This window comes from Clostridium sp. AF36-4, from assembly GCF_003435975.1.
Lineage (GTDB): Bacteria > Bacillota > Clostridia > Lachnospirales > Lachnospiraceae > Eubacterium_F.
On the sequence record NZ_QTVH01000004.1, the window covers coordinates 72,102 to 91,020 of the forward strand.

Consider the following 18,919-nt stretch of genomic DNA (forward strand, 5'->3'; position numbering starts at 1 on the left):
CTTTCGCGTTTTCTATTATTGTACCTTTTCTTGTAAAAAAATACAATCTCGCATTATCTCATTCTTCATTTTTTTGCTGATAATAGAACTGAATCAAGCCAATTCTCGATTTTGTACCCGTTTTCTCATTCAAGGAAGAAATATGCCGGTACAAAGCCGCTCTCGAAATAAATAATTGCTTTGCCAAATCTTTCGCACTGTCATCGAAATTTAACAATGCCTCCAAAACTTCCGTTTCTCTTTTTGTGAGGGAATATTTTTTCGCAAATGCTCCTAAGTCAAGTGCCTGTGCATCTTCTGTCTTTTTCTTTCCCTGCTGCCTCTCCGTCGCAAACATCGCAATGCTGATAAGTGCAAACAGCACCAGCACAACAGAAGAAATCAAAATTACATTCCCACCTTCTACTAAGGCTATCGATCCTCCGGTCACGACTGCCGCTCCCGCATTGTTTACCGCTCTTCCCATGCCTGCCCAAAGTGCAGGAATGGAACTCTGTACCGCATAATTCATAAACCTCGTTGTAAAATAGACAACGAAAAATCCGGACGACAAATAAAAAATAATAAGTCCAGCAAGCACCGAGCCGCCTGTCACAATAACAAGCACACAGAGTACGGATAAAAGCGTGACGCAGAACATCACAATCGACATATACCGGTGATTTTTTAAATCAAACAAAAAACCTGCCAAAATCCCGCTTACCGCCAATAGAAGCCTCGGCCACTGTCCAACATCCAAGCTTCCCTTTGCATGCTGTAATGTAACTGCATTATCCAATGCCGCAAAAATCATCGTCATACACAAAACACATAAAACCAATATAAACCCTGTTATTTTCTCCTGTTTCTCCCCCTTGTCCACAGGCTCTAACTCCACTGCTTCCTTTTGTATGAGCAGATAATAAACCGTGGCGGCAAAAAGAATAAATACAAAAATCAACTGTACCATCTGGCTGCGAACAAGATTGTTACATATAAACTGAAAAAGCAACCCCAGTGCATAAGCCACACCAATCAAAAGTGCCAGGTGCGAATCTCTGCCAACATAAAAAAGTGCATGATAATGCAGAGCACTGCCAAACAATCCAAGCAGCACAAATACAACACAGCCCACAAAAAGACAGATGGCGTAACTATCCGCTTCATATAAAAAGAACAAGCAGACCGCCATAATAAGTGGAAACATGACTGTCACCACTCTTTTTACAAAAGCAGATTTTATCCTGTGAAATAGAGCATATAAAACAAAACCAATGACGCTGACACCCAACACAATTCCCTGCGCACTCACTGCCTGCCGCGAATTCGAAAGCGTACCCATTATGTTCACAAATAAATATTCTGTCTCTAAAAATAAAAACGTAAAAATGGCTAATAAAACACCCGCCGTAAATCTCTTCTTCATCTTTGTTCACCTTTCTATTTCCTCCCTCATTTTACTATTCTTACGCCACAATTGCAACAATGCTTGTCAGATGAACTTTTTTTCTTTATAATAAAACCAATAACGATTATGAGGAGGTTTCTTATGGAAACAAAAAACAATGCAATCCGCGATGCCAGAACGCTTGGCATCCCCAAAATGCTGCTGTTGGGTCTACAGCATATGTTCGCCATGTTTGGTGCCACAATCTTAGTACCGATTCTGGTAAACAACTATTTTAAAGGAGAGGGGCTCTCCATTCAGGTTACATTATTCTGCGCCGGTGTCGGCACACTTTTCTTCCATTTGTGTACGAAATTAAAAGTTCCCGCTTTTCTTGGTTCTTCGTTCGCCTTTCTCGGCGGATTTGAAACCGTTTCCAAATTGGACACCGGAATTTTCAAAGATATGTCCATGGGCGAAAAACTGCCTTACGCCTGCGGTGGTATCGTAGTAGCCGGTGCTCTGTATCTGGTGCTTGCACTGATTATCAAACTAGTCGGTGTGAAACGTGCGATGCGTTTTCTTCCACCGGTTGTCACCGGTCCGATTATTATCTGCATCGGCTTAAGTTTAGCACCATCCGCAGTTAATAATGTTCAGACAAACTGGCTGTTAGCCATTATCGCATTTACCATCATTGTGATTTTCAACATCTGGGGAAAAGGTATGTGGAAAATCATTCCGATTCTTCTCGGCATCGCCGGTGCTTACGCTGTTGCCTTGATTCTGCACTTTTGCGGCATCACAAATCCGGATGGTTCCGCCATCTTTAATTTTGCAGAAATTGCCAAAGCTTCCTGGGTTAATGTTCCACCATTTGAGTTTTGTAAATTCGACTTAACTGCAATCCTTGCTATGGCTCCGATTGCCATTGCGTCCATGATGGAGCATATCGGCGATATTTCCGCCATTTCCGCAACCGTTGGCGAAAATTATGTAGAAGATCCCGGTCTTCACCGCACATTAATCGGTGATGGTCTGGCAACTTCCCTTTCTGCTTTGGTTGGCGGTCCTGCCAACACCACTTACGGTGAAAATACAGGTGTTTTGGAACTGAGCCGTGTACATGATCCGAAAGTAATCCGTCTGGCTGCTATTTACGCTGTCGTTTTAAGTTTCATCCCGAAATTTGCCGGTATCATCAGTACCCTACCGGCAGCTATCGTTGGCGGTGTCAGCTTTATTCTCTACGGTATGATTGCCGCCATCGGTGTTCGCAACGTCGTAGAAAACAAAGTTGATTTCACCAAATCAAGAAACTTAATTATTGCGGCTACCATTTTAGTATGCGGACTTGGTTTCTCTTCCGGACTTACCTTCCAGATTGCAGGAACAAGCATCACTTTAACCGGTCTTGCCATTGCCGCTATTATGGGCGTTTTGTTAAATGCCATTTTACCCGGACGAGAAGAAGATAAAGAATAAAAAATAATACTTGATTTATGACTAGACGTGTGTTATCTTGTATTTACCCTCTTATTGCTCCACAAAAGGAGGGTTTATCATGAAACACACGTCTATTTTTTTGAAAGCGGCTTGCCGGCGGAGCATTGCCCTTTTATGTACAGCGGTACTGTTTACCGCCTCTGTTTTTTCCGCACCTTTGACAGCAGATGCCGCCTCACCGGCTCTTGTAATTCTTTCCCGATATCGCGCCACATTAAAAATTGGCGATTCTTTTACTCTTGCGGGAATTGCAAGCAACGGCAAGTGGGTTCGATTTAAAAGCAGTAAAAGTGCTGTCGCCTCGGTAAATACATATGGCAGAGTCACCGCAAAAAAAGCGGGCACCTGCACGATTACGGGAAAAGTCGCAGGTGGGGAAGCCAGTTGTAAAATTACCGTCACAAAAACTATCATTACGTTATCAACTGCCTCCATTACAATGGAAAACGGAGCGCAGGTTACTCTGAAAGGGCAGACCTCAAATAGGTCACCTATCTCATGGAAATCTCAAAAATCAAGCGTTGCCGAAATTGACGAAAACGGTAAAATTTCAGCAAAGAAACCAGGAGAGACTACAATTACCGCAAAGGCAGACGGTACAAAAAAAACCTGTCATGTCACGGTAAAAAAACCTAAAGTTACACTTAATTATACTTCTGCATCTTTGTCCCGCAATCAGACACTTCTTCTGACAGCAAAAGTGTCCTCCGGGAAAAAAGTAACATGGAAGTCTCAGAAAAAAAGTGTAGCCACCGTCAACAGCCGCGGAAAAGTCACGGCAATAAAACGTGGCACAACAAAAATCCGGGCATCGATTGACGGTGTAACAAAGGAATGTACGATTACGGTTTTATAACGGCAAAGATTTTTTAATTTCATTACATTTAGGAGCAATAAGAGGGTATTTGCAAAATAATGCATTTGGATGTAAAATATCTCTGGTTGATTGGATAAAGAAAACAACGAGGAGAGAGTTTACCTATGAATAAATATCAACATACTTTGGAAAAATTGGAAAACAATACGGCAAAGCGAAGTATTACACTCGTTATAGAAGGTGCTTTAATCGGTGTCTTGGCCGGCTTGACTGCCGTTCTATACCGATACTGCCTAACTTATGCAGAGAGCGGATTATATGCGGTTCTGAATTTCATACGCGGAAATGCAGGTGTTACCGCCCTCTGGTTTGCCGCTCTTATTTTGATGGGATGTATTGTCGCAAAGATTGTGAAATGGGAGCCAATGGCTGCCGGTTCCGGGATCCCGCAGGTTTCAGGGGAGGTCCGCGGTTATTTGGACCAGAGTTTTTGGCGTGTCGTTTTAGCCAAATTCACCGGTGGTACACTTAGTATCTTCGGCGGTCTGTCCCTTGGAAGAGAGGGCCCGTCCATTCAGCTTGGTGCGATGGTGGCAAAAAGTTATTCCCGCCTTAGAAACTATGATAAAACAACAGAAATCGGTCTGTTATCGTGTGGCGCAGGTGCCGGACTTGCCGCCGCCTTTAATGCACCACTTGCCGGCATTATGTTTGTTCTTGAAGAAATCCACCACACCTTTGACCGCACAATGTTGGTCGCCGGTCTGATTGCCACGGTGTGCGCCGACTTCGTCGCAAAAATATTTTTTGGACAATCTGCTATTTTTTCGTTTACGACATCGACTCTTGCACTCCGCTATTATTGGCTGTTAGCATTGCTTGGTATTTTGCTTGGTCTTGCGGGTGCCGGATATAATTTTGTCATGTTAAAAATGCAGGCTTTTTTCCACCGTTTGAAAAAAATACCAAAAGAAATCCGGATTGCCTTTGTTTTTGTCATTTCCGGGATTCTTGGTCTCACCCTTCCGCAGGTATTAGCCGGCGGTCACAGCATGATTGCTTTGTTAGAGCATGGGAAACCGGAACTTTCCATGATTTGCATTTTACTTGTCGTTAAATTTTTATTTTCGGCAGTTAGTTTCGGATGCGGCGCACCCGGTGGAATCTTTTTCCCACTTCTGATTTTAGGCGCCTACATCGGGGCAATTTTCGGAAACCTTTCCATCCACGCTCTCTCCCTGCCAAACGATTTACTTCCCCAGTTTATCGTTATCAGCATGGCGGGATTATTTGCGGGCATCGTGCGTGCACCGATTACCGGTATTGTATTGATTACCGAAATGACCGGCAATATGCACCGGATGTTAGACATCGCTGTCGTGAGCAGTATTGCTTATATCATCGCAAACCTGCTTGGCAGCAAACCAATTTATACATCCCTTTTGGAAAATATTCTGAACAAACAGACTGAACTGGAAATTAAAGAGTCGGCAGAAAAAGTTTTGGTTACTTATGTCATTCCTTTTGACAGTCCGGTCTGCCATAAAAAAATCTGCCAGATTGACTGGCAGAAAAATACATTGGTTGCATCCATTGAGCGTGACGGTCACACGATTACGCCGAAAGGCGACACCGAAATTCTGCCCGGCGACTTGCTCATGGTGCTCATCGGCAGACAATACTACGCTGCCGATTATGCAGCTTATGAAAAGTTAATTAACGGCTGATATATCGATATATTTTTTTGTTGTCTGCAGTTCACCTTTCACCTGCAAATAAATTTTATATTTATCTTTTGGCAGATTGGTTAGCTGCATGGCAACTTTATAAACCATCGTGCGGAACACATCCATTGTCTGGTATGTGTCATCAAAGTCAACCTGATAGCCACCCTTGTCACCAATAAAATAAACTTTTTCCACTTCGTGGTCTACGTTATTCACAAAGAGTAAATCTTCCTGCATCTCATATTCGATAGCAGCACTCTTGATATGATGTTTCTTTTCCGACTTTAACTTGCAGTATTTGCTGCTTGATATCTCTTGCGGCTGTTTAATCTGACCGACCTGATAATCGCCGGTCACCTGCATCGGCTCTGCGAGTTCCTGCACATTCGGCTCAAACGGATACGCGCGGAAAAATCCCGGTTTTACACCAAACTCGGAAAGCACCTCGCCGGTCTCATAATCGTATTCAAAAATACCACCGCCATCACCGTCCACCGGTTCTGCATAAGAACCTGCCATATTATACACACGCTTTTTGTCAGGAACATAGATTCCATTTGCACGGATTCTTGTCTTTGGTCCGGCAAATCGTTTATACAGCGAAACGGTTTTATTTTCCTCATCAATATCATAAAAACTCACATAACTGAGCGGATCTTTATCAAAAGACTTCGCCTTTCGACGCTTTGCCCAGTGATTATCATAAACAATAATCCGTTTTTTCTGCGGATTCGATTCATCCGGGAGTGCAATTTCAAATGCCGCATGCTGCTGGTAACACCATTTGACATCACCTTCCGGCTGCAAAAGATATGATGTCATCTTTGTTCCCTCCCAGAATTTCGGGTCGGATAAAATCCAGCGGAGTTTTTTCGTATCGTAATCTACACAAATTACCGCATGCACATTTCTGAGGGAAATCAAAATCGTGCGGTCTTTTTCATAATACGCAGCGGAATTTACATGGCACCAGTCCATCATATTCTGATAGGTTTCATCAAAAATCTCTGCCATATTTAACTGCCACACAATTTCACCGGTCTGTCTGTCAATCTCAATAACGCAGTCCTCCGTATGCTCAAGCATTGAATTACTTCCGGTGAGAATGTTGCCGCCTGCCTTTTCTTCCGCCGTGTGGTGAACCCCTTTTTCCGTCAGATAGGTTCGAAACACACGACCGAAATAGTCCATATCATAAGACTCTACTGTCTGGGGATTGGAATAGGATGGCACGGAAATATATTTTTCCATGTAAAAAAAGTGACCATCCGATAATGGAAAAATACCATATCCTCTCGGTTTGCGGCTGAGATAATAACGTATTTTCCCTTCGATATCAAACACGCAGGTATGAATCTTGACACCGCCATTTATCATAATATTGGAATACGCCGGTTTGTCGGTCCGTTTTTTCACCGTAATCACGTTGCGCAGTGACTTCGGCAGTCTCTTCGTTCGTATCGTGAAAGTATGGCTTTTTACGCAGTTTCCCTCATCATCGAGAATCTCTATGACGATGTCATTTGCCTTTTCAGCATACATCCCTAAAATCGGCACTCGATGCTCTTTTTTCTTGGGAAGTTCTGTAACAAAATCCGTCTCCTTTAAATTTCCTTTTGTCGTAACACGGACACATGCCGGCTCTTCTAAAATGAACAAAGCAAGTGCAGTCAACGGTGCCTCTCCATATGGATCTTTTATAACGAGCATATGGTCAAACGTGTACTCACCACTGCTCAAAAGCTGCTTATACAAATAGTCTCTAGTCAGTGACTTTATGGAACAGGACTGCTCACGACGTATATTCGTGCGAAATCCTGCGATTTCTTTGCGGAGAAATAAATTCTCATACGACGCCGCTTCTTCACCTGCCCGTCCGGTTTCCCACACAATGACCTCACCGCCATCGGCAAATTTCTTGTGGTGAACCGTCTTTTTTTCCTTTTGCCCAAACTGCCTGCAAATCCAATCCTTCACCCTCTTACACGAAGACACAAAATAATTATCCATTTTTGTTCCTCCATGCACGTTTTGCTAATTGATTCTTTTTAAAATTTCCTGATATACAACTTTTGCACACTCCTGTGGTGTGAAATGTATGGTATCCAAAACAATTTCCGGATTCTCCGGCTTCTCATAACCGGAATCTTTTCCCGTAAAATTTTTAATATTCTTTTTGTACAAACCTTTTGGATCCCTCTTACAACAGGTCTCAAAATCCGTACTCACATATACCTCAAGAAATTGATTTTCCCCGACGCGCCCTCTCGCAAACCGGCGCATCTTACGAAACGGGGAAATAAAAGCAGCCAGTGTAATAACTCCTGCGTCGCAAAACAGGGCAGAAATTTCTCCAATCCGCCGTATGTTTTCATCACGGTCCTTATCCGTAAACTCCAAATCCGAATTGATTCCATGTCGAATGTTATCTCCGTCTAAAAGATAAACTGCTTTTTTTGCATCATTCAACATTTTCTCCAGTTCTACCGCAATTGTTGATTTTCCGGAACCGGACAGTCCCGTAAACCAAACAACAAGCCCCTTTTGTCCGAGCACACGATAACGATCTTTCGCCGAAACCTTATTCGGCTGCCAAATAACATTTTCCGTCATTTTCTTTTTCTCCTTTAATGAAATCGCATATCCACCCATATTCTGGAAGAAATCCTATCATAGGTTTTTGTCACAAAAAAGGCTTTTTTAATTTTTATTTCCAATGAGCTTTATCTTTTTTTCCTTCCGGTTTCATCACGTGTTTAATGTATGAAAACGTCTCTTTTTCCCCCCTATCGCGCAGCATAATCAGCAAATCCTCTAATTTCTGCGACGTTACCGGGTGCATCCAGCGTCGTTTTCTCCCTTTGTCAAAATAAAGAAACGGCTTCTCCGTATCATAGTCATCCCCATAATAAATTTTACTTGCCGCCACGCGGTCGCAAAACATTTCAATCAAATAACGGGTTGGCATCTCCACCGGTTCTTTCCGGTTTAACTTCGGATTGTAATCAACCCAGTATTCAAAATGGTGTTTATTGCGTCCCTGATGATGAAGCCACGCACGCGAAAAGCCGTACCGTTCCCTCTCTTTTTCATTTGGACTTTTATCACCGAGATAATTTTTTGCCCCCGGAATAAATTCCGCCGGACTGTATTTTGACAAATCGTGTCTAAGCCCCTGCCAGAAAATTCCTGCCATAAAGCAATGCACGATTACTTTATGACGGTGCCTTGTAATCGTAGAAAAATGTTTCCAGATATGCATAAGTATAACCTGCTTTCCTTTGTTTCTAAACTTCGAGCACATTGCACAGTAAAAAAGCAAGCACAAGCGATACGACAATGCGTCCGATGTTTTTCCATTTCCTATGATATAATATCAGATTTACGAAATAAAAGAAAGCAATCATTGTGGGAACCGCCAAACGCGGAATCTCAGGATTTGAATTAATCTCCATCTCGGACAACAAAAGCCCTGTCATCACGGTAAGCAAAAGTCCCGAAACAACAACGCGAATTGCCTTTTTGATTACCTTAAAAACGGCACATCCTTCCAGTCTGTCATACAAGTGGTAAACCAGATAAAAGACAAAACAGGAGCAGGCAACACTACAGGCAAATCCCGCCACCGCAAAGGCAAATCCACCGGCTATCGTTCCAACGACCGCCTCTCCGCACAAATAACCGATCCCTGCCAAAGTCTTGCACAAAATAGACCCCGGCAGCACATTTACGATTACAACCAGATGATTGTAAAAGTCACTTTCTGAAATATATTCCGGCACAAAAAGACCGTCGGCAATGGATAAATAGGCATCTCCGCCACCAAATGACAAAAAGGAAGACACAGCGCCCTGCCCTACAAAGCCCGCCGCTTCACGCCACATCATAAAAAGTGCCGGCAGACAAAACAAAAGCAGAAATAAAACCCATAACAAAAGTCTGCCCCCCAGTTTTCCGGCTGCCAGTTTTGGCTTTTTATCCTTCTTTTTCACCTTTTTCTGGTACAATAATCCTACAACAACACTTCCTAAAAGTGTAAGCAAAAGTATCTGGATTGTCGAGAATTTAGGAAGCCGGATTCCTAACCCAAAAATACGGCAAAGATAATTTCCACCCGTTGCAATAAACACAAATAGAATTACGAACCATGCGGCCACCCGGAATTTAGAGTGGCGGTACGACTTTAATGTCTGCACAATGTATTGCGTCAAAAGGCACAAAATAAACGCTGTAATGCCGATGGAAGCATACTGAATCTGCTGTAAAATATTAGAATCCGCACCGCTAAGCAGCATTAAATACAATACCGTAAACACAACTCCCGGAAGAGCCATCAATACACCGCCCGCGAGCATCCCACCGATGCCGCCGACATGCAGACCAATCCCCGATGCAATTTCAACCGGAAGTGCCCCCGGTGTCAGCGTTGCGGCAATAACCGACTTGTCATACTCATCTTTACTTACCAGTTTTTTTTCGTTTACCACTTCCTGCTCCAATACCGGAATCAGTGCATTTCCACCGCCGAAACCAATCACTCCCACCTTTATCATCGATTCGATGAATGTGAATTGTTTCTTCATAGCTTCCTCCAAATCTCATTTGTCAACGAGATTAGCAAACGGTCTTGTCAAAAGTATGACTTGCCAAAATTTTTCATACAATGAACTAAAGGAAACCAAAGGAGTCTGTGATTGAAACTTTTAATTGATGTAAATCAGCTTTTATGGAATGGTCCTATTCTTGTTATGCTTTTTGGCACACATGTTTACTTCACCCTGCGTTTACGGCTTGTGCAGCGAAAAATCGGATATGGCATCTCCCTTTCTCTTTCCGATGGCAGCAAAAACAAAAAGGGATTTGGGCGTTTTGGTTCGCTTACAACAACGCTCGCTGCTACGCTTGGAACCGGAAATATTATAGGCATTTCCACCGCCGTTTTCTTAGGCGGACCGGGTGCTGTATTTTGGTGCTGGCTCACCGGACTTTTAGGCATGGCAACCACTTACGCCGAAACGTTTTTGTGCCACCATTTCCGCTATCAGGGACACGGTGGACCCATGTATATTCTTCATTTTTTATTGCACAAAAAAACGCTTGCACTTCTTTACAGTGCCGCCCTCACGCTATCTGCATTTTTTATCGGATGCACCACACAAAGCAACGCAATAACCGAAACCTGTCATCAGGTCTTTTCGCTTCCGCCTGCCACTTGTGCGATTATAACCGCTTTTTTTGTGGGATTAATTTTAATGCAGGGACGCAAATGGATTGAAAATGTCTCCATCGCCATTGTGCCGACTATGGCTATTTTTTTCTTTGGCGGATGTCTTCTCTATCTCATTCTGCACGCAGATTATCTTCTGCCCTCTCTGAAATTAATTTTTTCCTCCGCTTTTGCACTGCCTCCCATCGGTGGCGGTTTTGCCGGATACACGATGGGAAAAGCCATCCGCTATGGCGTGGCAAGGGGGCTTTTTACAAACGAATCCGGGCTTGGCACAACCGGCCTGATTGCCGGCCACTGCTCGGAAGATGATTCCGTCAAACAGGCCGCCATTTCCATGTCCGCCACCTTTTGGGACACCGTCGTTCTCTGCGCCATCACCGGACTTGTACTTGTCTGCTATCAGTTGGAATTTCCGTCCGAATGGCAGACTCTTCCCGCCTCCGCCTTAACGACCGCCGCATTTGGAAAACTTCCATTTTTCGGTGATGAAATTTTATCCATTGCCATTATCAGTTTTGCACTTGCCACCTTAATTGGCTGGAGTTACCTTGGCAAGCAGGGATTTGACTATTTGTTTCAGGGAAAATATGAGCGTTTTTACCAGACTCTATACCTCATTATGATTTTTGCCGGAGGCATTATGCCGCTTGCTCTCGTCTGGGAAATGACCGATTTTATTAACCTTTTCCTCCTTCTTCCAAACATTTACCTGCTCGCCCGGTGCCGAAAATATGTAAAAAAAGAGTAATTTATACAAAAAAACATACTTTTTACATATTTTTTTTGCTATAATTACACTATATAGGTAAAATGGGTAAAAAGTACAAAGGAGATTTTATCTTATGCCAAACAAAATCACTTCATGGCTGAAAAGCCATGTCACACAATATAAAATTGATTTTATGAGCCTTAACCGTCTGCGCTTAAATCAAACGGTATCCGGCCAGATTCCGGTGACAATTTCTCTGACTGAGAAAACAAGGATGGCAGAAAATCTTTTATGGGCAAGAAGCCACGATGCCTCGACTTCATTTGAGTCGATGGAACTTTTGTTAAATCCCTATGGCATCACACCGCTCACTGCACTTTGCATGTTTCACACCGACACAAGATGCCGTTTATCTTACACGGTTGTGAGCGATTTTTGTATGCCCTGGCACTACGATTCCATGACGTACACAACCAATCACGTGCTTCCTGTTTTCGGCTTATGCGAGAACACGGATAATATCATTACTTTGACATTATATGACGAGTCAAACCAGCCTATTAAAAGCCGTGAAATCACATTGCATACCGGCACATTGAGCGAAACAAACCATTATCCATGCGTCCAGGACAAACAGGGGATGTATCGTTATTTCTTATCGCTTCCGGCAAAAGATGATAATTTAATTCCGCTCTCGGACGGACACTTTCTGATTGTCCATCCGGACTATCTGGTAAAAACAGAGCAGGGGCTTTTACCAACACACATATATGAGGTGGATTTGCTTGGCAGATGTTACCGCACCTACTATGTGGGTGATGGCATTTTTGACGTGTATGGCGAAATTTCTGCGGAAAACAAAAACTTATTAGTGCTTTCTTCGGATGCCAAAAAAGGAGATAAGTTATTATTCGAAATCAACCGGGAAACCGGTGCAATCCAGCATATCTACTCCCCTTATGAAAGAGAAGTAACATCTCCTGCCACACATCTGAAACAGGAATTTTTCAAATCCGTCATCAGCGACTCATTAGAGCAGTTTTCGCATTTTGGAGAATGTCTGGAAAAAATTGAATTTCCGGTCGTCGGCTGGCTCAAAGCACCGGTCTTTTACAAGGCAGCTTCGGTAGAAACATCTTCTGCTACCGATTTAGAATTTATGAAAAATACCTACGGCATTACATTTTCCATAAACGGCGACAGTTTGTTAGTAAACACAACCGGTGACTTGATTCAGGAAATTGTATTCAGTCATCCGGACCGCATTTACCAGCTTGATTTGACAAATCCGCCGCTTGACGAAGCTTTGTACGAAAAATACCGCTACACACTTACCGTTCCTTTAACGGAAATGTACAGCGGTACCTATTCTCTTGTTATCCGTTTTCGTGATGGCAAACAGGAAGTCTTACAGGATGCCCTGTCCCTCTCGCGGAGAAGAAATAACGAAAATTAGTTATCCTGTCCATAATAAGCATTGGCTCCGTGTTTGCGGAAATAATGCTTATCCATCAAATACTGCGGCGCGCGTTTTACACGAGGATTTAATGTCAGTGTATGGTGCGCCATTTCTGCTACTTTGTCCAAAACAACCGCATTGTAAACGGCATTTGCCGGGCTTGTTCCCCACGCAAATGGTCCGTGGTTCTTTACAACGATTCCCGGAACTTCCATCGGGTCTTTATCGCCAATTGTCTCGATAATGACAAGCCCCGTATTTCTCTCATAATCCAAGTTAATTTCCTCTGCGGTCAAATCTCTTGTACACGGAATATCTCCATAAAAATAATCCGCATGTGTCGTTCCCAGTGCCGGAATCGACATTCCTGCCTGCGCAAATGTTACCGCCCACGTTGAATGCGTGTGGACAACACCTGCTAAAGAAGGATATGCACGGTACAATTCAATATGTGTTGCCGTATCCGAAGACGGACGGTATTTTCCTTCGATTACATTCTGGTCAAAATCAACAACAACCATATCATCCGGCGTCAATTCATCGTATTCAACACCACTTGGCTTAATAACAACATAATTGTTTTCGCGGTCAATTCCGCTTACATTTCCCCAAGTGTAGATGACAAGTCCTTTTTTCTGAAGCTCCATGTTTGCTTCGTATACTTCTTTTTTTAACTGTTCTAACATACTTAATTACCTCCATCAAAATTTTTAAACTATGGATAGTCTTATCGTACCACAAAGACCGCCATTTGTCACGATACTCTTGACAGACATGGTAAAATAGTTTTGTAGGTCTACTCCAGAGATGGCCTAAGAAGGGAAATGATTATGTCAAACTTAATTTACAGTATTAACGCCACACTTCCTATTTTTTTACTTATCATCTTAGGAAAGGTTTTGAAAACAACAAAAATTATCAACGATGAATTTACCAAAACAGCGGACCGCTATGTATTCCGCATCGCACTGCCGGCTCTTTTATTTTCGGATTTGACAGAAAATAATGTCGGCTCTGCCTTTGACGGAAAATATGTGTTATTCTGTTTTTCTGTCACTATTTTTTCCATCGCCGTTTTGTGGGGGCTTACTGAGAAATTCATGAAAAATGAAGAGCAAAAAGGTGCCTTTATTCAGGGCTCTTACCGCAGCAGCGCCGCCATTTTAGGACTTGCTTTCATCAACAATATGTATGACAGTGTCGGCATGGCTCCTTTAATGATTATCGGCTGCGTTCCTTTGTATAATATTTTCGCCGTCATCATCCTTACGTTAAAAGGTGACAACGGCGGTAAAAAGCCAAATATGAAAGAAACTTTTATCAATGTGATGAAGAATCCGATTTTACTTAGTATTCTGATCGCACTTCCATTCGCTTTATTGAACCTGCACTTTCCATCCTTTGTCAATAAAGCCATTGGAAGTGTGGCAAACACTGCAACCCCTCTCGCATTGATTTCCATCGGTGCCAGCTTTGAAGGAAAAAAAGCATTGAAAAAAATGAAACCAACCCTTCTTGCTTCTTTTATCAAACTGATTCTGCTTGCCGGTCTGTTTTTACCGCTTGCCGTCTTCTTTGGCTACCGCAATCAGGAACTCATGGCACTGCTTGTTATGCTTGGCTCACCGACTACGGTTTCCAGCTACATTATGGCAAAAAACACCGGAAACGATGGCATATTAACATCCAGCATCATTGTCCTGACGACACTTTTGTCCTCACTGACTCTGACGCTTTGGATTTTTGTTTTAAAGAGTTTCGGAGTCCTGTAAACTACTGCCGCTTTGCTTCTCCGTTCTCATCTAAATACAGCACGCGAACCTGTCCGTCAGACATAATAACACGGCACATGTACCGCGAATCATTCAAAGAATAATACACTTTTTTATCCGCAATCGGATAGTCGGTAATAGTCTTGTCCGCAAATGATTTTAAACGGTGTCTTGCTGTCATAGGGTACAGCGGATTATGGAATAAAAGCAGATACGGCACAAGCGAAACAACCGCAAAGACTACGCCGATAACAATCTTTACCACTCTTTTTTTATTCTTCTTTCCTAATATGCGGGCAGCTGCCCCAAGTCCCAATCCGATAAACTGTGCGATCATAAGCACAAGCAGACATTCAAATAAAATAATTGCGATACTTCTTGCACTGGTCTGAAGCTCTGCTATCGCATTTTCACTTCCCGCCAAAATCTGATATGCACTCGCAAGTACAATCGTGCAGACCGGCACAAAAAAACTGTATTTTCCAAGTAAAAGCATGGCAATCACGGACACCACCGGAACGACTAACATCATCTGTGGTAAATCAAATGCCTGTACTAACTGCACATATTCAAGCATTCCAATCGCCGAAAAGGCAATAATCAATAGTCCGGTTCGCAATCTCTTCCATCGTTGTTCTCTCATTCGTTTACTCCTGTCTTCGTAATATTATCTATTGATATTGCCTTATTATAGCCTATCTGCGCCATTTCTGCAACCAAAGCCGCCAGCCGTTTTGAGGGGACATAAACGACTGGCGGCTCTTACTTTATTACTTCGTACTACTCCCGAGTCTCTTTATCCGATTTTACCAGCCTGCAACTGGTATGTCACCTTATCATCATCGTCCTGCTTTTCACTCATAAGATAAATCTCTTTTTCATTCTTCATTGCCAGACTAAAGGTTACTTCACTTTCCTGCATGCCATCAAAGTTACTGATTCCATAAAGCTGTGTAAATTTCTTAGCGGTCAGTTTTGCTTTGAAAAATCCTTCGCCGGAAATCACATAAATGTTCTGTCCGTAAATCTGTACCGCACTGCCGTACATACCATAGGATTCGCGAAGCGGAATACTCATAACGTGGCCGTTTGACAACAGACATTTTTCTACGTCTGTTTTTCCATCCGCTGCTTTCTGCACACCGGAAGAAACCAATTTGCTGACTACTACATCATGAAACTCAAATCCATCCTGTTCAACGCCGGCAATCACATCCCCCTCTGCTGTTTTCGGAATAAAACTGCAAACAGCCTCTTTTGTAATCGTCAATTTATCTAAGTCAACCGTTACAACACCATTATTTCCGGTAGTCAAAATACTGAGTACGGCAGTATTGTTCTGAACTGCCAAAAGTTCCATACTGTATTTTTCCTGAAGACCGGTCATATTTGGAATCAACTGGTCGTTGACTGCAAGTTCAGCCTCGATTTTACCCTGCGCATTCACCTTTACCAGATAATATGCCGTCTTGGCAACCATATCGCCATCTTTATCTGCTAAGAAGTAGAAGTTGCCTTTCGCATCTTTCCACTGTGCCGTAATCTGCTGCATGCCCTTTGCCTTTGCTGCAGCATCTGCATCTAAGGCTACCGGCTGGCTTGCCATAGCAGCACCGCTTACGGTTTTACGAAGGCAGTTCGAATGGTCTGCTGCCCACTCATATACACAGAATGTACCATCACCATCCATCTGTCCTGCTTTATTCAAATTGCTGAAATTTTCTTTTACTTTTGTTACCGCATATGGTGCATAATAATCTTCACCGTATACAACGGTTGCTTTGTTACGGTTGATTTTTACTTTCTTAACCATATGTCCCTGAATATTTACAATCAGTAATTTTTTACATTTGTTCATCTTGAGGGAAGAAATTTTGTTATACGCCAGATAGACATATTTCAATTTTTTGTTACTATTCAAATCAATCTTGCGCAGATTGCCATCCTGCATCTCAAGATATGTTAAGTTCTTGTTCTTCTTTAAGTTAATGGTTTTTACTGACGTCTCGTTCGCAACAAACTTCTGAAGATTTGTCAGTTTCTCGATTCCCTTAAAGTTCTTAATGTCCTTAATATACTTTTTGGTATACTTTCCATACTTGGACTTCTTAATCTTAATCGAGTTTTTGGTACTGGATGTACCAAACTTCTTTGCTTTCTTAATCTCGCCCTTTGAGAGCTTTTTGTCTTTGTTCTTGTCATAATTGGATTTTACAAGTTCACGAAAGACCTGATCCGGAAAATTCTTCTTGTTAATCGCAATCTTTTTCGGTGCTTTTGCTTCCGACTCATTTGATCCTGCCACTACGCCTGCGGTGAGCATCAATGCTGTCGCCGCAAATAAAATTTGTTTTTTCATAAAAAAACCTCCCTTTTACTAAGTTTATTGTTTTGGGCTTTTTCTTACCCCTTTATACCAATAAGACGATTCAAAGAGAGGAAAAGTTGCAAAAAATTTATTTTTTTTTATTTTTTTCGCTACGCCTCTTTTTTTCCGGCCTGTTTTTTGTTTTTTTACAGCGCAGCGTTTTATAGGATGGCTGTTCCGATGGCCCGACAGAATCCACGTGCAGAGCCACAATACGCCCCAACATGTCTCCTTCATAGTCTAGCATATAGGAACCATTTTCCAATACACGCATTAAATTTGCTGAGGTTTTCGGATTATACGAAAGCCCATTTACATCAACTCGTATTCCTTGTTTGTAAACCTGATTCATCTCGTCTACAATCCATTGATTCTGCTGCATAGTTTCCCCCTCATAATACTTTTCCGTGATATTATCATATGAAAGTGCCATTTTTCGTTCCATCCCGGCAAGTCATAGATTATTTTCCTGCACCTCCCATCGTATCGCTTTGACTTACCTGCTTCTATTATATAAGAGGTGATTTTGCCAAAACAAGTGTCGTCTATCCGTTTCAGCTCATCCCAAACGACTAAACGACTTTCCCCTTGTTTTTTTTCACTTAGTGTTGACTTTATAGATAAGATAACTTATACTTTTCTACAATAGAAAATATGAAAGGATGTGTGCTTGTGAAAATTGAACGAACGAGTGAAAATCAAATCCGTTGTACCTTAAACAAACATGATTTGATGGAACGTCAGCTCAAAATCAGTGAATTGGCTTACGGCTCCGATAAAGCTAAAGAACTTTTTCGTGATATAATGGAGCAAGCGAATATAGACTTAGGTTTTGATGCGGATGATATTCCACTTATGATTGAGGCAATCCCGACTTCACGGGATTCCATCATTCTGCTTATTAATAAAGTTGATAATCCAGATGAATTGGATGAGCGTTTCTCCATGTTTGGCCCATCGGATGATGCCGATTCCGATGACAATGATTTGTTAGAAGAAGATGCACCGGAGAATTCTGAGGATTTCATAAACTGCTTCGAGCAGCTCCATGAATTATTGGAAGAAGCCGAGGATAATGAAACAAAAGATTCTTCTGAATCATCAGGCGAATTTGTACCATTAAAGGATACTTTGCAGGGAAACAGACGCAACGCTAAGAAAAAAGAGGCAGAACCACTTGCTAACCGAATCAAAGTATTCTCCTTTGATTCCCTGAATACGCTGATAACACTTACCAGTCAGATTGACTGCGATTACCGTGGCAAAAACAGTTTGTGGAAAGACCCTGCTACTAAGCGGTATTTCTTGTTACTCCACCGCGGCAAAGGGAAAAATGCTTTCCGTCTGATGTGTTCTGCTTTGGCTGAATACGCAAAAGAGGAAAATGTTACTTATGCCACACAGGCATATTATAACGAGCATTTTCGTCTGATTTTGAAGGACAACGCATTAACTAAGCTTGCTGATATTTAAGGCTGCAATGAATTAAGAACATGAAAAAAGGACCACAAAAGCGGTCCTTTTTTAATACAATCTTATGCATTCTTTGTTGCCAGATACTCATTAATTTTCGTAACCAGTTCATCGCTGTCAATGCCGTGAACCATTGCTGCTTCCTCTAAACTTTCTCCCTGAGAAGCCGGGCAGCCAATGCAGTGCATACCGGACGCCATAAGAATCGGTGCAACCGTTGCGTCTGCCTGCAAAATTTCTCCAATCAGCATATCCTTTGTTACTTCCTTCAACATAGTATATATCCTCCTTTTGGCTTTCGTCATCGATAACTATCATATCATGCAATTTCGATTATAGTCACAAGTGTATTCTTTGTCAAGGAATGTTATTCGCATTTTGAGTCTGTAAAGTTTTTCCATTTTTAAGAAAGAATCTCAATTAATGGATGCTGATTAAATCTATCAATAATCCGGTTGACAGATTTCATAAAGTAAACTAGTATAAGCGTGA

Annotated in this window: 17 protein-coding genes; 7 read left to right on the forward strand and 10 right to left on the reverse strand. The window is 42.2% G+C overall.

All coding sequences use genetic code 11. The features are described 5' to 3' along the window. Positions 1–58 precede the first annotated feature (58 nt). Positions 59–1,405 (reverse strand): LuxR C-terminal-related transcriptional regulator, encoded by a 1,347-nt coding sequence (locus DW005_RS03350; RefSeq protein ID WP_117478159.1) that lies wholly within the window; start codon positions 1,403–1,405, stop codon positions 59–61. A gap of 123 nt (positions 1,406–1,528) precedes the next feature. Between DW005_RS03350 and DW005_RS03355 the strand changes: the two genes are divergently transcribed. The 3 genes from DW005_RS03355 (at position 1,529) to DW005_RS03365 (ending at position 5,416) form a co-directional block, all read left to right on the forward strand. Then, on the forward strand, positions 1,529–2,851 hold the full coding sequence (locus tag DW005_RS03355; RefSeq protein ID WP_117478160.1) for a uracil-xanthine permease family protein: 1,323 nt from the start codon (positions 1,529–1,531) through the stop codon (positions 2,849–2,851). A 79-nt stretch (positions 2,852–2,930) separates the two neighbouring features. After that, positions 2,931–3,728: an Ig-like domain-containing protein gene (locus tag DW005_RS03360; protein ID WP_117478161.1), complete on the forward strand. Its 798-nt coding sequence runs from the start codon at positions 2,931–2,933 to the stop codon at positions 3,726–3,728. Positions 3,729–3,853: 125 nt separating this feature from the next. Continuing rightward, positions 3,854–5,416: a ClC family H(+)/Cl(-) exchange transporter gene (locus tag DW005_RS03365; RefSeq protein WP_117478162.1), complete on the forward strand. Its 1,563-nt coding sequence runs from the start codon at positions 3,854–3,856 to the stop codon at positions 5,414–5,416. On the opposite strand, the gene DW005_RS03370 is transcribed toward DW005_RS03365, so the two are convergent. From DW005_RS03370 to DW005_RS03385, 4 genes are all read right to left on the reverse strand, one after another. Next, on the reverse strand, positions 5,402–7,426 hold the full coding sequence (locus DW005_RS03370; protein ID WP_117478163.1) for an aryl-sulfate sulfotransferase: 2,025 nt from the start codon (positions 7,424–7,426) through the stop codon (positions 5,402–5,404). The genes DW005_RS03365 and DW005_RS03370 overlap by 15 nt on opposite strands. 24 nt (positions 7,427–7,450) lie before the next feature. Continuing rightward, positions 7,451–8,029 carry an adenylyl-sulfate kinase gene (gene cysC / locus DW005_RS03375; protein ID WP_022377821.1) on the reverse strand — a complete coding sequence of 193 codons (579 nt, stop codon included), beginning with the start codon at positions 8,027–8,029 and terminating at the stop codon, positions 7,451–7,453. 94 nt (positions 8,030–8,123) lie between these two features. Then, entirely contained in the window at positions 8,124–8,678 is a 555-nt protein-coding gene (locus DW005_RS03380; RefSeq protein ID WP_117478164.1) for a DUF5662 family protein, read from the reverse strand. Between the two features lie 25 nt (positions 8,679–8,703). Beyond that, positions 8,704–9,999, reverse strand: coding sequence for a chromate transporter (locus DW005_RS03385; RefSeq protein ID WP_117478165.1), 1,296 nt, complete (start codon positions 9,997–9,999; stop codon positions 8,704–8,706). Between the two features lie 111 nt (positions 10,000–10,110). Here DW005_RS03385 and DW005_RS03390 point away from each other — a divergent pair, with 111 nt between their 5' ends. Both DW005_RS03390 and DW005_RS03395 read left to right on the forward strand, forming a co-directional pair. After that, entirely contained in the window at positions 10,111–11,394 is a 1,284-nt protein-coding gene (locus tag DW005_RS03390; RefSeq protein ID WP_117478166.1) for an amino acid carrier protein, read from the forward strand. 94 nt (positions 11,395–11,488) lie between these two features. After that, positions 11,489–12,811 (forward strand): aryl-sulfate sulfotransferase, encoded by a 1,323-nt coding sequence (locus tag DW005_RS03395; RefSeq protein WP_117478167.1) that lies wholly within the window; start codon positions 11,489–11,491, stop codon positions 12,809–12,811. On the opposite strand, the gene DW005_RS03400 is transcribed toward DW005_RS03395, so the two are convergent. After that, a complete protein-coding gene (locus DW005_RS03400; RefSeq protein WP_022377816.1) occupies positions 12,808–13,500 on the reverse strand; it encodes an L-ribulose-5-phosphate 4-epimerase in 693 nt (230 codons plus the stop codon). The genes DW005_RS03395 and DW005_RS03400 overlap by 4 nt on opposite strands. A gap of 144 nt (positions 13,501–13,644) precedes the next feature. Here DW005_RS03400 and DW005_RS03405 point away from each other — a divergent pair, with 144 nt between their 5' ends. Beyond that, positions 13,645–14,586, forward strand: coding sequence for an AEC family transporter (locus tag DW005_RS03405; protein WP_117478168.1), 942 nt, complete (start codon positions 13,645–13,647; stop codon positions 14,584–14,586). 1 nt (position 14,587) lies between these two features. Here DW005_RS03405 and DW005_RS03410 read toward each other — a convergent pair whose 3' ends face one another. The 3 genes from DW005_RS03410 to DW005_RS03420 all read right to left on the reverse strand — a co-directional run bounded on the left by DW005_RS03410 (position 14,588) and on the right by DW005_RS03420 (position 17,387). Beyond that, on the reverse strand, positions 14,588–15,229 hold the full coding sequence (locus tag DW005_RS03410) for a hypothetical protein (RefSeq protein WP_117478169.1): 642 nt from the start codon (positions 15,227–15,229) through the stop codon (positions 14,588–14,590). 153 nt (positions 15,230–15,382) lie between these two features. Next, positions 15,383–16,945 carry a hypothetical protein gene (locus tag DW005_RS03415; RefSeq protein WP_117478170.1) on the reverse strand — a complete coding sequence of 521 codons (1,563 nt, stop codon included), beginning with the start codon at positions 16,943–16,945 and terminating at the stop codon, positions 15,383–15,385. 97 nt (positions 16,946–17,042) lie between these two features. Then, the gene (locus DW005_RS03420) at positions 17,043–17,387 is read right to left on the reverse strand and encodes a hypothetical protein (protein WP_022377812.1); all 345 of its coding nucleotides are present in this window, start codon (positions 17,385–17,387) and stop codon (positions 17,043–17,045) included. A 239-nt stretch (positions 17,388–17,626) separates the two neighbouring features. Between DW005_RS03420 and DW005_RS03425 the strand changes: the two genes are divergently transcribed. Then, positions 17,627–18,427, forward strand: coding sequence for an adaptor protein MecA (locus DW005_RS03425; RefSeq protein ID WP_181974925.1), 801 nt, complete (start codon positions 17,627–17,629; stop codon positions 18,425–18,427). A gap of 62 nt (positions 18,428–18,489) precedes the next feature. On the opposite strand, the gene DW005_RS03430 is transcribed toward DW005_RS03425, so the two are convergent. Next, the gene (locus DW005_RS03430) at positions 18,490–18,699 is read right to left on the reverse strand and encodes a DUF1858 domain-containing protein (protein WP_347461394.1); all 210 of its coding nucleotides are present in this window, start codon (positions 18,697–18,699) and stop codon (positions 18,490–18,492) included. Between the last annotated feature and the right edge of the window lie 220 nt (positions 18,700–18,919).

Excerpts from the sequence above, each read along its gene's own strand:
- DW005_RS03350 (WP_117478159.1), bottom strand. The coding sequence starts at position 1,405 with ATGAAGAAGAGATTTACGGCGGGTGTTTTATTAGCCATTTTTACGTTT.
- DW005_RS03355 (WP_117478160.1), top strand. The coding sequence starts at position 1,529 with ATGGAAACAAAAAACAATGCAATCCGCGATGCCAGAACGCTTGGCATC.
- DW005_RS03360 (WP_117478161.1), top strand. The coding sequence starts at position 2,931 with ATGAAACACACGTCTATTTTTTTGAAAGCGGCTTGCCGGCGGAGCATT.
- DW005_RS03365 (WP_117478162.1), top strand. The coding sequence starts at position 3,854 with ATGAATAAATATCAACATACTTTGGAAAAATTGGAAAACAATACGGCA.
- DW005_RS03370 (WP_117478163.1), bottom strand. The coding sequence starts at position 7,426 with ATGGATAATTATTTTGTGTCTTCGTGTAAGAGGGTGAAGGATTGGATT.
- cysC (WP_022377821.1), bottom strand. The coding sequence starts at position 8,029 with ATGACGGAAAATGTTATTTGGCAGCCGAATAAGGTTTCGGCGAAAGAT.
- DW005_RS03380 (WP_117478164.1), bottom strand. The coding sequence starts at position 8,678 with ATGCATATCTGGAAACATTTTTCTACGATTACAAGGCACCGTCATAAA.
- DW005_RS03385 (WP_117478165.1), bottom strand. The coding sequence starts at position 9,999 with ATGAAGAAACAATTCACATTCATCGAATCGATGATAAAGGTGGGAGTG.
- DW005_RS03395 (WP_117478167.1), top strand. The coding sequence starts at position 11,489 with ATGCCAAACAAAATCACTTCATGGCTGAAAAGCCATGTCACACAATAT.
- DW005_RS03400 (WP_022377816.1), bottom strand. The coding sequence starts at position 13,500 with ATGTTAGAACAGTTAAAAAAAGAAGTATACGAAGCAAACATGGAGCTT.
- DW005_RS03405 (WP_117478168.1), top strand. The coding sequence starts at position 13,645 with ATGTCAAACTTAATTTACAGTATTAACGCCACACTTCCTATTTTTTTA.
- DW005_RS03410 (WP_117478169.1), bottom strand. The coding sequence starts at position 15,229 with ATGAGAGAACAACGATGGAAGAGATTGCGAACCGGACTATTGATTATT.
- DW005_RS03415 (WP_117478170.1), bottom strand. The coding sequence starts at position 16,945 with ATGAAAAAACAAATTTTATTTGCGGCGACAGCATTGATGCTCACCGCA.
- DW005_RS03420 (WP_022377812.1), bottom strand. The coding sequence starts at position 17,387 with ATGGCACTTTCATATGATAATATCACGGAAAAGTATTATGAGGGGGAA.